This is a genomic window from Methanosarcina sp. 1.H.T.1A.1 (assembly GCF_000979295.1).
Lineage (GTDB): Archaea > Halobacteriota > Methanosarcinia > Methanosarcinales > Methanosarcinaceae > Methanosarcina.
On the sequence record NZ_JJQY01000010.1, the window covers coordinates 1 to 12813 of the forward strand.

Consider the following 12813-nt stretch of genomic DNA (forward strand, 5'->3'; position numbering starts at 1 on the left):
AGCCGCTTTAACTCAGTTGGTAGAGTGTCTGGCTGTTAACCAGAATGTCGTAGGTTCGAGCCCTGCAAGCGGCGTAAAACTTTTGCATATACTATAGCGCTTTTTCTAGAAAATAGAAACACATGCAAAAAGTTTATAATTAAAGCCTTACTAACAACTACCAAAGCGCCATAGAAACAATTCGGGCCTGTAGCTCAGTCAGGTTAGAGCGCTCGGCTCATAACCGAGCGGTCACCGGTTCAAATCCGGTCAGGCCCATAAACTTTATATCCAAAGAATCTCTTGTATAAGAAGGTTCTAAGGTAAAAATCATAAACATACCGATCAGAAAGCCGCTTTAACTCAGTTGGTAGAGTGTCTGGCTGTTAACCAGAATGTCGTAGGTTCGAGCCCTGCAAGCGGCGTAAAAACTCATACTTTTTTGCTTTAATTTACTTTTCACATGGCCTTTTCAGGACCTCATTTTATACCCATAAATATTCTATTACACGGGAGTTTTTATGCAATTTTTATGCTTTACTTTTTTTCATTACTTGAACCTTGTAATTGATCCGGTTTTAAATTTCCGAAACGCTTAATAATTCTTAATCGAATAGTTTTTTAACAACAATAGGAAAGAGATTGGGAAGCGTCAGGAAGTTTGGAGCAGGGAGGATCCTGATGCAATGCACCAGCAGTTCAACTGAGAAAATAATTAAATATAGTTGAGAAGAATAAACTAGATAAATCATTTCTCGTATTACTACCTACCTTTTAACTAAATCATCCAGTACCACTTATCATCCAATTGACTGCTACTCAATCAGACTGAGGTTTATACACATGGTTTCAATTAACAAAGAAGACGTAATCGTGCCTTTAGATGTCCCGAAAACAATGCGTGACACATATGTGGAAAATTACATGGAGATTACCAAAGGCACCGGCAAGCTCATGCTTTTTGCCGGAGACCAGAAAGTAGAGCACCTGAATGATGACTTTTTTGGAGAAGGGGTCCCTGAAGACGATGCTGACCCGGAACACCTTTTCAGGATCGCATCCCAGAGCAAGATAGGGGTTTTTGCAACTCAGCTCGGGCTGATTGCCCGCTACGGCATGGACTACAGGGATATCCCCTATCTTGTAAAGGTAAACTCCAAGACCCACCTCGTGGAAACTTCCCAGGCTGATCCTTTTAGCAACCTCTGGTATGACATTGACCAGGTGGCCGAGTTTAAGGAAAACAGCGGACTCAATATCCTTGGCGTTGGGTATACGATCTATCTAGGCAGCGAGTTTGAAGCCGAGATGCTTGTGCAGGCCGCCCAGGTAGTTTATGATGCTCATCAGCATGGAATGATGTCCGTACTCTGGATCTACCCCCGCGGAACTGCCGTAAAAGACGAAAAGGACCCGCACCTTATCGCTGGGGCAACAGGAGTCGGAGCCTGCCTGGGGACTGACTTTGTAAAGGTCAATTACCCGAAAAAGGAAGGGGCAAAATCTGCAGAGATTTTCAAGGAAGCCGTAAAAGCAGCCGGACGCACCAAAGTCGTTTGCGCAGGCGGCTCAAGTGATGACGCCGAAGCTTTCCTCAAAAAACTCCACGACCAGATCCACATCTCCGGAGCCCAGGGGAATGCAACTGGAAGAAATATCCACCAGAAATCCCTGGATGAAGCTGTACGCATGTGCAATGCTGTCTACGCCATAACCGTAGAAGAAGCAAGCGTTGAAGAAGCCCTGAAGATCTACAGGAAAGAATAAGCAGATCACACTAAGTAGCGTAAGTTCTGATACTGCTAAAAATAACAACCTCAAAAACGGTATTGAATATCAAATTGAATATCAACGACCGTGAAAATATGCAAATCCCTGACCATAAGACAAAGATCGTCTGCACCATAGGGCCTGCTTCTTCTTCTGAGGAAGTCCTCAGGAAACTGGTGCTTGCAGGCATGAACGTGGCAAGGATTAACTTTTCCCACGGGGACTTTGAGAGCCACGGAAAAGTTATCCAGCGAGTCCGAAAAGTTGCAGAAGAACTTGACAGGACAGTTGCCATCCTTGCCGACCTGCCAGGCCCGAAAATTCGCGTAGGCAAGCTCAAAAAAGAGCCGCTTATGCTTCATAAAGGGAACCGGATAACCCTTACTGTAGACGAAGCCTCCGGAAGCGAGGACCGCATCCCGGTCAGCTACAAACAGCTCCCGGAAAGCGTATCCCCGGGAAGCCTAATCTACTTGAGCGACGGGTTTATTCAGCTCCGCTGCCTGGAAATCTCGGGAACGGATGTACTTTGCGAAGTTATGGTAGGGGGCCAGCTCTATTCCCATAAAGGACTGAACCTGCCCGGGGCAAAGATATTCCTGGACCCGGTAACGGAAAAGGACTTCAAAATCCTTGAGTTTGCCCTGAATGAGGAAGTTGACGCTGTCAGCATCTCTTTTGTGGAAACGGCCGAAGATATCCGCAAAGTCCGGAATTTTGCTTCAGCCATGGGAAAGCCTGTATATATTGTCGCTAAAATCGAACGGAGACAGGCTGTTCAGAATATTGATGAGATTCTGGAGGAAACCGACGCTCTGATGGTTGCCAGGGGAGACCTTGGAGTCGAGATCCCTATCCAGGAAGTCCCCTCGGTCCAGAAAGAACTCATCCGGAGTGCAAAGCTCCTGAGTATCCCTGTAATCACTGCAACCCACATGCTGGCCTCCATGACCGACAACATCAGGCCCACCCGGGCTGAAGCCACAGACGTTGCCAATGCCATCCTGGACGGGACGGATGCGGTTATGCTCTCGGAAGAAACCGCAGTTGGGAACTATCCTGTGGAAACTGTGGAGATGATGGCAAAAATTGCAAAAACCACCGAAAACTGGCGTTCCCGGACGAAATGGGGGATTGACACAATGCTCAAGGGGATCACGGCACAGGAAATGTCAGTGGATGAGGTAATCGCCCTCCAGGCATACGAAGCCCTGCAAAAGCTTCCTGTAGCCGCTGTGCTTACCCCCACCCGAAGTGGAGCGACCCCACGCCGGCTTTCCCGCTTCAAGCCAGAGCCCTGGATCCTGGCATTCACCCGCTTCCCGAACGCCTGCAGCTGCCTTGCTCTATCTTATGGAGTCTACCCGGTAATCGTAAAAGAAACCTTTGAAAACTGGGAAAAGGAGACCACGGAAAAAGCAAAGGAACTGGGATTTGCAAAAAGCGGAGATCTCGTAGTTTTCACCCAGGGCCCTGCTTCCGGAAAACCCGGAGGCACAAATATGCTAAAAATCCTCACCCTTGACTGAACTGAAGATCGGATAGAAGCCTTCAAAAACAGAAGAGTAGTTAAGAGAAGTTAATACTTATAATCCCTAATTTATCCCAAATTCTATCTTTTGTCAGAAAACGGATACGAAACCTTTTTCATGGCAATAGATTTAGATATCATGTGTGTTTTTTTACACTCCTAATAATTTTACTTATGTTATGAGGTTTCATTCATGAAACGAAAGGATTCTGCAACAAAAAACCAGAAGTATCTGGCTATTTTCCTGGCCGCAACAATGCTTCTCTCAGTCTTTGTGGTATTGATTCAGGGCTCAACAAACAATAATAATGATGATGTCCCCACTCCGGAAACTGGAGAAGAACTTATCACAGTCCCATTCTCCCAGATCCCGGGCAAACACATCCAGCATGAGTTTAACTCCATTATCGACGGATTAGAAATGTCACCAGAAGGAGTGACGAATGCGGTGTATGTTGATCTTCAAAAAACAGAAGGAACACCCTTAGAAGCTATCTTCGGAAACAGGCAAACTATGAATGTTTCCTTCTCCTACGGCGCGGATGTTACGAAGAGATACGGTGCAAGTTATGGCAATGAGAGTGGTTTTGAGCTGCACCAGATTCCTGAGCAGAAGATTAGCATGCCCCTGAATACACAGGCAATGCCATATGAAGGATATCAGATCCTCGACCGGACAAACGGCACCTACAACATCTGGAACGCCGTTGGAAGCCCCACAATTATAGGCCCCATCCAGAATGTAGCGAACGTAATCAGTGTCCTTGAAGGAAATGCAACAGCCACTACTGAATTCGATCAGATCCTGAGCCAGGCGGATCCGGAAGGAAACGTCTACCAGGAAGTGGCCAAAAGAACAAATAATTCTACTGATATGTCCGCCGAACAATACTACAGAGATCTCAAAAAGCTGGACGACGGCAGTTACATGCAGACATCCATCTACCTTAACCCGAAGCCTGAAGTAAATGAAAAGATCACAGCTTTCCAGGCAAACTCGAGCGAACGTGGTGTTACCTACAACGTAACTACACTGGATAATATTACTAAACTGGTAATAAGCTCAGACTTTGAAAGCCTTTACAACGAAAGTGCCCTGCTTTCAATATAAGCAGGCAAACTTTCTTTTTTAAACTTTTTTGTTTTTATTTTTACATAATACTTTTGTTCTTCTGGTATCTTCAGGTTTTCTCTTCTGCGTTTCACAGAGCTGAAGCTGACCGACCCCCCGTAAAAAAACAACAGACGAACCCGTATGCAACTAAGGGTTACCAAACCTATGGAAAAGAAATACCATCGGTGCTGAAAAATAAGGCTCATGGTACAGAAAATTGTTTTTTGACCCGCACATTAAAAATAAGGAAAGCAATAATCATCGCCATCTATTTCTGCCGACCTCGCGTATATTCAATGGGAAGTGATGCTATTGGGATTTCTGGACAAATTGTTCAAAAAGAAAATAGAAGGAAAAACCGTAGAAGAATGGTACGGGCTTGCTGTGGGTGAAACAGACCCGGAAAAGAAGATTGAGTATTTCGATAAGGTTCTGGTGTTAAAGCCTGATTTTGCAGGAGCCTGGAACCTCAGGGGGCTTGAATTTGTGGTCCTGAAACGGTATGAAGAAGCCATTGCCTCTTTTGACAAAGCGCTTGAAATAAGACCCGGCTATCCGGAGGCAAGGTACAATAAAGAAGATGTTGAAACTGAATTAAGGAAGATAAGGATAGCAGAAAGTCCGGTTGAAGGGGAGAAAGAAGGCTCAACGGATACACACGAGGAGAAGGAAGAAGAAACTAAAGTTGAGGGGGAAGAAAGTTAAAAACCAAAAAATGGATAAAATATAGTATTCAGACAGGCAGGTTTTGCCTGACTGCCAGGGTCACAATTTGAAACCACCATTTATTTTTTCCCGCGGTTCAGTGCATGAAGACCGAGTTTTACAGGTCCCGGAAGATTTCCACACTGCATGACTTTCATCTGTTCAGGGGAAATAAACTTGAAAGCCGCATTCATGAGGGTATCAGATTTCATTATCCCGTCCATGATCTGTCTCGCCTGTACCGAAGTATCAAGCGCTGATCCGAACTGAGCTCTCCAGCGCCTGTCATATTCTTCAAGCCTGCACTTTCCGGCTACAAATTCGGCAGCGGTCTCTCCGGCGATTTTTCCGGCGATCATTGCAGGAGGGATTCCACCTCCGTTTGTTGCGATGATGTGGCCTGCGGCGTCCCCTACAATAAGGGAATCTTCGGTTGCAGTGTTTGCGGGGGCTCCGTTTACAGGGATGATGCCTGCGATAACATTCATAATGATGGCGTTTTTCAGCTTAGGGGCAGCGAGAGGGTGGTCCTGCATGAAACGGTGAAGGTACTCTTTTGCAGAGACCCCTTTTTCAGCCATTCCGCTTCGGATTCCTATTCCTACATTTGCACGCCCCTCGCCTTCGGGGAAAATCCAGGCATAGCCTCCGGGAACATAGTCTTTTCCGAAGTACATCTCAAGGGCATCCGGGTCAATATCAACGTTCCTGACCTGGTACTCGATAGCAACAGAAGTCTCTTTTGACTCAGGTTTCCAGGAAAGGCCTTTTGATTTTGCGACCAGGGAATTTGGGCCGTCAGCTCCGATAATCACTTTTGCTTTGATCGTATGCTTCCCGAAAATTCCGGAGGTCTCAACAGTTGTGCCCTCCACTTTTGTTACACGCGTTTTTACCATAAGTTCAGCCCCTGCCGTGGCAGCCTGCTCGGCCAGAAACTGGTCATACCTGCGCCGGTCAAGGACAGCACCCCTCACGGAAAATTCTTTCACGCTGCAGTTGGGGGGAATGATGCGCTGGGTTTTGATATGCCGGAGTACGCAGGACTCAGGATAGTTTATCAGGGCCTCCGGAAGCCCGGCATTCGGGAGAAGAGCCTGAACTTCCGAGGCATCGGGGAGAAAACCTGCACACTGAATAGGGCTTCCAATTTCCCTTTTTTTATCAAGAAGAAGGACAGAGGCTCCATTCCTTGCGGCATAAAGGGCAGCAGTGGAACCCGCAGGGCCTGCACCCACAACGATGACATCGTAAGAGGCTTTTGGAATCATGAAAGAGTCTTCCTGTTGTTTATTTTTGCCTCTGCAATTTACTGAGGAATTGTTTATAAATACTTTCCTGAAGCCAAAAATAGAGATTCAATCATTAAAAAACGCTATCAGCGATAAAAAGCTTTTCGCGGTACTCGAGGGAACGCCGCTAATCACACCATAAATAACTACCTTATTTATTCCTGTTCATCTCGTCTTCTTTTCGGCAGCAGGGAGAACTAAAACATACCCAGTCTTCCGTTTACTGGTGTACTCGCCGGCATTGGATGCCTGCAATGTCACTGCATACATGCCCGCGACCTCACAGGTGTGCGTGGGGTTCGGATCGGTTGATCCTGCGGGCTGGAACCACCAGTGGGGTATTCCCCTCTGTAGATTCTTATAAAAGATTCACGATCCCGATGAGCAACACGCCGGCAACTCCAAAGATAAATGGGGAATCCCAGGTATGTGGCGAAAAAGCCTCGGCAAGTGTCGTTGCAAGTGGAATTGTCACGAGTGCAGCGATGAATTGCAAGGAGGTGAACTCGTGACTCAATACGACGATACTCAGGATACCTGCGACAAAAACACACAGGCTCCCCTCAATCGAACGCTGATACATTTTATCGGAAAAGAGAGCGCGAGCATTATATTTTATCCGGCCAAACCTCACACCGACGGGTTCGGCAAGCCCGTCTCCCAGCCCGTTGATCAGGATAGGAATAAGCACGAGCGCCTCCAAGTTCACCGAAGTGAGATACATCGTCAGGGGAATGATAACAATGGCAGACGCGATATATTGTGTTATCAGCCAGCGCAGGGTGTGGGGGCGATCCTCGGGCCTGTCAAAGGACAGGAACATGGTCCGGAGAATTCCGCTCCGTTCCCGTAACGGCTGAATAAAGATAAATATTGTGCATATGGCAACGACCAGTCCGAGCGCCCGCGTTACTGGGGACTTATCGTAGACAAACACCAGGCCCAGGATAGTCGGCAGGAAGAATAACGCGAAATGATTGATCTTTCGTGTGTAATTCACCTTGATTCCATTATGGCTGACCAGTTTACCGGTTACATAGTAGAGGCCAAAAAGGATTGATGAGAGAACGAATTGATTGATGAAAAATAAAGTATCTATTCCCGTGGTGTGCACCTTCTGTGTGTCGTTCAGATAGGTGGTACCGTCATGCCCACCCTCTTGAGTACATTTTTAAGACTTTATTCAATCCATAAATTTTCAGCAAATGAGTGAAATTTATTTTCCCCCAATATGTTGAAAAAATAAGAGCATTTGAAGTATAATACATTTAAAATTAAATTACAGGCAACTATACCAATATTTGAAGGGATATATATAACTATATAACGATTCATTTTTGAAAAATTCAGGAAATATAAATAAGTTATTAGAGTGTTTTGCCCGCTTTTTATTATTCAATAAGTTCGCAGATCAAATAGATCAGCCATACAACTTCTTAAATTAAGTTTGATTTTTTGCAAGCTACTTTATGAAAATAAATTAATTGTTTTGAGAGATTTTAACGTCATAATTTATTCACTGCTCAGTAATACCTGATATACCAGGAGACAAGCGATAAAAAACTTGTAAAGGATCTTGAAAAGGAATATCACTTCCCGACTTTTCAAGAAACAATGTTCCCATAGACATATGATATTCATCAGCAGTCATACATCAAAATGTATAATTTGATTTGAATAATTATTGCCTAATTAGAATAATAAAGACGGGGTGGAAAAACATGAGAGCAAATTACTCATATCTGTTTTTAATGCTGAGTCTGCCATTACAATAGTAATTATGCCAATAAATGCAGGAGAAGTCTCTGTAATATTTGATGAGGGCCGTTTATGTATCCGGCAAATCACCATATTCAAAAAAGATAAAGTTTGATAATCTTTGTTATAAGCAAGTCCCGGAGGCATCAGAGAACTCTTCGTACGGGAATGATTCAAAACCCAATAACAATTCCCGGATGTACCGGAGAACCCTTCATGTGAAACTAATACAAAACCTGAGAATCCCTGTAATCAGCAGATCCCGGAGTACCCCGCTATCGCAATTCCAATGATTGCAGTAATCGGTATGCTATTTATATTCCAGCGCAGGAAAAACTAAATTGTAGAGATGGATAAAAAGATAGTAAAGGATAGATTCGTGCTCCGGTCAGTCTTTCGATCCATTTCTGATAATATTATTTCCCTTTTTTACTCTCTTTTCACGGCTTTCAGAACAACTGCTCCGTCCAGATTTTCGGTTTCCACATTAAAACCTACATCTTCAAAAAGCTCTTTCCAGGCAGATTCCGAGAGTTGAGGGCCATGATGGTGTTGATGTGCCAGCGGCTCAACTGCAGTTAATAACCCACCTTTTTTCAGCACTCTCTTAATTTCGAAAAGAGCGAATTTAATGTCTTCAAGGTGGTGGAGCATGAAAAAGCAGGTAGCAGCATCCACAGAGTCCCTTTCAAAAGGCAGAGCATAGGCGCTTCCTGTCCTGAACTCAACGTTTTCGATGCCGAGGACTTCTGCATTCATCTGTGCCTGGCCTGTGAGGGAATCGTGGAGGTCAATGCCGTAAACCTGTGAATCAGGGTTATTTTTTGCGATTTCCATTGTTAGGCTTCCGAAGCCGCTGCCGATATCAAGGATAGATTCTCCTTTTATTCCGGGAAGCACCACAGGGAGCACCTGTGCCCTCACGCGGGCCATGCGGTCTTCAGGAAATTTCGCCTTTTTTGCTTTTTCTGCATCTATTGATGTAAAAGGAAGGATAGCGAAAACCTTTGACCCGTTAACTGCCATCAGGCCCCGTACGTAAGCACTGCCGGTTTCGGCTACGACCAGCTCTACAACCGAAACTCCGATATCCTTACAAAAGCGCAAATTCCACTCCTCCCTTTTTTCAGGGAACCGGATATTCAGAGGAGTATGCACTACAATATAGTGTGAGTAGTCCTGGCTGAAATATGCTGATACGGATTCAGGCTCTTTCAGGCGGATTTCGCTTATGCTTTCCCTGAAAAGGGCGAGAATTTGCAGGGAAGTTTCGTCTGCCTCGTTTCTTACGCTTCCAATTTCTCCGAACATACTTCTAAATTTGATTTAAGAGAATAAAAGCTCTCTTATGGAAAGGATTGATAAAAAAACGGTACGGTACAGGCAAAGAACAGGAATCGAACCTGTCTTTTTTCAAAATTTTTTAGTTTTCTTTTAGCTCCCTTTGGCGTTCTTTTAGTTCCCTTTAGCTTTCTCTTAGCTCCCTTTAGCTTTCTCTTAGCTCCCTTTAGCTTTCTCTTAGCTTTCTTTTAGATTTCTTTTTGTTTTTAACCGGATTTAACCAGTATCGGACCTGAAAAAAGCGGCAGCTCAATCCCGTAAAAACTGGTATCCGGTTGAGATGCCAGAAGTCTCGCATACTTTGACAGTTACTCTGAACTACGCAAATATTTAAAACCAATAGAGATATACTTAAATATTATAAAACCGGATGATGGTTACCTATTGGTGGTCTTGATGAGGTACGTAATTGCAATAATAAGGCCGGAAAGGCTTGATGCGGTCAAACGAGAACTTCAGAAGGTTGAAGTCAATAGATTGACAGTATCTTCCGTTTCGGGTTATGGAGCGCAAAAAGGGCATCTGGAAATCTATAGAGCAATGGAGTTTGAAGCAGACCTTCTTGAGAAAATCAAGCTTGAAATTGCAGTAAACGATGAATTCCTGCATCCAACGATTGAAGCAATAAAGAAAGGAGCAAAGGGCAATGACGGGCATATCGGAAGCGGCAAGATATTCGTGTTCCCGCTTGAGGATGTAATAAGGATCCGCACAAACGAAAACGGACCTTCTGCTATTTGAGGTGGACGAGAATGGCTATTGTAGCAGCAGACACCGTATGGGTATTGATTTCATCTGCACTTGTATTATTAATGCTTCCGGGGCTTGCACTATTTTACGGTGGGCTGGTTCAGCGTAAGAATGTCCTGAGCAGCATGATGCACTCATTTGTTGCAATGGGCGTCATGGCTCTCGAATGGGTAATAATAGGTTACTCACTTGCCTTTGGAGAAGGCAACGGATTTGTGGGCGGCCTTGATCACATATTCCTGCGAGGAATTGACCCTTACTCGGTAACGGGCACAATTCCCACATATGCATTTGTAGCATTTCAGGGAATGTTTGCAATAATTACGCCTGCCCTGATCTCAGGAGCCATTGTCGGGCGTGTTAAGTTTAAGTCATACATAGCGTTCATTGCACTCTGGGGGCTTATTGTCTATGCACCGGTCTGCCACTGGGTCTGGGGCGGTGGGTTCCTTACAGGAGAAGCCCTTGATTTTGCAGGCGGCACTGTAGTCCATGTAACCTCAGGCATCTCCTCACTTGCAATTTTGCTCTTCCTTGGCAAGAGGAGAGGGTACGGGATAGATTCGATAAAGCCGCATAACGTTACCCTTACTCTCCTGGGGACCGGGCTTCTCTGGTTCGGATGGTTCGGGTTCAATGCGGGCTCGTCCCTTGCTGCAAATGAGATCGCGGCCCTTGCATTCATTACGACACTCATAGCGCCTGCAGCCGCAGGGTTTGTCTGGATGGCCATGGAATGGATCCATTTAGGGCGCCCTACTGCACTCGGATTTGCAACCGGGATCCTGGCAGGGCTTGTTGCAATAACACCGGCTGCAGGTTTTGTTACCCCTATGGCAGCAATTCCGATGGGCGCAATTACAAGCTTTGTCTGCTACCAGGCCGTAATGCTCAAAGGAAGGTTCGGTTATGACGACTCCCTTGATGCTTTCGGAGTTCACGGGGTAGGCGGAATAACAGGTGCGATTCTAACAGGCGTATTTGCAAGCGTGGGGTCTGCAGGACTCCTTCTCGGAAACTCCGAGCAGCTGCTGCTCCAGGTAGAAGGCGTTGTTATCGCACTTATCTACGCAAGTGTTTGCACCCTCGTTATCGGGTTTGTGCTCCACAAGACAATAGGCCTCAAAGTTACTGAAAGTGAGGAAAATATCGGGCTTGACCGGACACAGCACGGGGAAGCAGCATATAACATTTAAATGTGGGTGACTCTTCACCCATATCTTTCTAATTTTACCTTGTTATTACATACCTGAGAGCACACGCCGGCTTAAGGGGAAACTTGCAGTTTTTAAATTTCGTATCAATCTTTTTTGATATTGGGCTTCCGGGTTATTAAGAAGTGAATTCCATAATTAATTATAGAATAATTAGAAGCTTCCATAATTAATAGAATAATTAGAAGCTTCCATAATTGATTAGAAAAATTGGACTTTATTTTTGAGATTAATGATGCCTGAAAGCGATGAGCATCGAGAAAAGATGTGGGACTAAATTTTCATAATTCTGGTAGGTGTTAAAGATGCCGGGAAATCCGAATGAAATAAAGCTGGTAAATAACGCTATGTCCAACGCCACCCGAAGGAAGATAATGAACTTCCTGGAGAATGGCGAGAGAAGTACAGAGGAAATAGGCGGAGAAATCGGGAAGATCATGCTCGATTTTCATCTCAAGGTTCTGCAACAGGCAAGTCTTATTGAGTTAAAAGAAGGGACTGCGAAGCTAAGTGAATACGGCAGAAATTTCCTGAAAGGTAAGGAAGACAAAGGTGAAGAGAAAAATGCAGACCTCTCTAAGGCAAAGCCAGTGGAAATTGCTGAGGTAAGGCAGCTTTTACCCTGCATAGCAGACTCCTCGAAGTTCAGGGTGATCGCAAACATGGCTCCTCCTCTGGGTGGAACCCTGAAGGTTCTTGAGCCCCTCTTTCCCAGAGGCAGATATTCAGACAGAATAAATGCTCTGATAATGCAAAAAGGGGAAATTATTACAACTATTTACGGCACTGGAAAAGTTACAATGACTATGATTAAAAACGAGGGCGAAGCCGGAGAAGCGCTTGAGAACCTGAAGAGCACTATCAATGAAGCCATCGCAAAAGGTGTCGCTCCGGCCCCCAGGGAAAAGGTCAGAGTCGAACCCATGGAGATCTACAAATACCTACCCCAGACAAACTGCGGGAAGTGCAGCGAACAGAGCTGTTACACCTTTGCTATAAAACTAATGAGTGGGGAGGCCTCCCTTGATAAGTGTACACCCCTCAAAGAACCGGGATATTCAACCAATCAGGAACACCTGCAGGTACTGACTGCGTATATTTGAACCAGCGTTACTTAAAAAATGATATCAAGTAAATAAATTCTGTACCCGGACGCAGTGCTCATTTCCTAAAAAGGTCAGAACCCTTCCTTTTTATATTGGCGCGGGAAGATCTTCATCGGGCTTGCAAAGAAAGGGACTGTAATCAGAGCCTGTGCGCAATCTGTTGCTTAAAGAGGTTGCCTGGTAGAAGGAAAGGCTTTCTGATTGAAGCATAAGGAGGCGCAGAATCTGGTTCCAATAGCTTGTTAGGTGCAAA

General features: G+C 45.1%; 12 protein-coding genes and 3 tRNA genes. 11 read left to right on the forward strand and 4 right to left on the reverse strand.

Annotation, left to right across the window (positions count from 1 at the left end; translation table 11 throughout):
* The first annotated feature begins 1 nt into the window (after position 1).
* From EO95_RS01285 to EO95_RS01315, 7 genes are all read left to right on the forward strand, one after another.
* Positions 2-74, forward strand: a tRNA-Asn gene (locus EO95_RS01285).
* Between the two features lie 109 nt (positions 75-183).
* Positions 184-258: transfer RNA gene (locus EO95_RS01290), tRNA-Ile, on the forward strand.
* 73 nt (positions 259-331) lie between these two features.
* Positions 332-404: transfer RNA gene (locus EO95_RS01295), tRNA-Asn, on the forward strand.
* 418 nt (positions 405-822) lie between these two features.
* Positions 823-1746, forward strand: a complete 924-nt coding sequence (locus tag EO95_RS01300; RefSeq protein WP_048131463.1) for an aldolase — start codon at positions 823-825, stop codon at positions 1744-1746.
* Positions 1747-1844: 98 nt separating this feature from the next.
* Positions 1845-3278, forward strand: coding sequence for a pyruvate kinase (pyk, locus tag EO95_RS01305; protein ID WP_048131500.1), 1434 nt, complete (start codon positions 1845-1847; stop codon positions 3276-3278).
* 195 nt (positions 3279-3473) lie between these two features.
* Complete coding sequence (locus EO95_RS01310) at positions 3474-4391, forward strand: hypothetical protein (RefSeq protein ID WP_048131464.1); 918 nt, start codon at positions 3474-3476, stop codon at positions 4389-4391.
* A 309-nt stretch (positions 4392-4700) separates the two neighbouring features.
* A complete protein-coding gene (locus EO95_RS01315; RefSeq protein WP_048131465.1) occupies positions 4701-5099 on the forward strand; it encodes a tetratricopeptide repeat protein in 399 nt (132 codons plus the stop codon).
* A gap of 80 nt (positions 5100-5179) precedes the next feature.
* Here EO95_RS01315 and EO95_RS01320 read toward each other — a convergent pair whose 3' ends face one another.
* The 3 genes from EO95_RS01320 to EO95_RS18400 form a co-directional block, all read right to left on the reverse strand.
* On the reverse strand, positions 5180-6370 hold the full coding sequence (locus tag EO95_RS01320; RefSeq protein WP_048131466.1) for a geranylgeranyl reductase family protein: 1191 nt from the start codon (positions 6368-6370) through the stop codon (positions 5180-5182).
* A gap of 379 nt (positions 6371-6749) precedes the next feature.
* Positions 6750-7505 carry a hypothetical protein gene (locus tag EO95_RS01325; protein ID WP_200894973.1) on the reverse strand — a complete coding sequence of 252 codons (756 nt, stop codon included), beginning with the start codon at positions 7503-7505 and terminating at the stop codon, positions 6750-6752.
* Positions 7506-7907: 402 nt separating this feature from the next.
* Complete coding sequence (locus EO95_RS18400) at positions 7908-8042, reverse strand: hypothetical protein (RefSeq protein WP_268767881.1); 135 nt, start codon at positions 8040-8042, stop codon at positions 7908-7910.
* Between the two features lie 366 nt (positions 8043-8408).
* Here EO95_RS18400 and EO95_RS18665 point away from each other — a divergent pair, with 366 nt between their 5' ends.
* Entirely contained in the window at positions 8409-8489 is an 81-nt protein-coding gene (locus EO95_RS18665) for a PEF-CTERM sorting domain-containing protein (RefSeq protein WP_156163948.1), read from the forward strand.
* 89 nt (positions 8490-8578) lie between these two features.
* On the opposite strand, the gene EO95_RS01330 is transcribed toward EO95_RS18665, so the two are convergent.
* Positions 8579-9460 carry a class I SAM-dependent methyltransferase gene (locus EO95_RS01330; RefSeq protein ID WP_048131467.1) on the reverse strand — a complete coding sequence of 294 codons (882 nt, stop codon included), beginning with the start codon at positions 9458-9460 and terminating at the stop codon, positions 8579-8581.
* A 426-nt stretch (positions 9461-9886) separates the two neighbouring features.
* Between EO95_RS01330 and EO95_RS01335 the strand changes: the two genes are divergently transcribed.
* From EO95_RS01335 to EO95_RS01345, 3 genes are all read left to right on the forward strand, one after another.
* The gene (locus tag EO95_RS01335; RefSeq protein WP_048131468.1) at positions 9887-10231 is read left to right on the forward strand and encodes a P-II family nitrogen regulator; all 345 of its coding nucleotides are present in this window, start codon (positions 9887-9889) and stop codon (positions 10229-10231) included.
* A gap of 11 nt (positions 10232-10242) precedes the next feature.
* Entirely contained in the window at positions 10243-11436 is a 1194-nt protein-coding gene (locus EO95_RS01340) for an ammonium transporter (protein WP_048131469.1), read from the forward strand.
* 323 nt (positions 11437-11759) lie between these two features.
* Positions 11760-12557 carry a (Fe-S)-binding protein gene (locus EO95_RS01345; protein WP_048131470.1) on the forward strand — a complete coding sequence of 266 codons (798 nt, stop codon included), beginning with the start codon at positions 11760-11762 and terminating at the stop codon, positions 12555-12557.
* Positions 12558-12813: the final 256 nt, after the last annotated feature.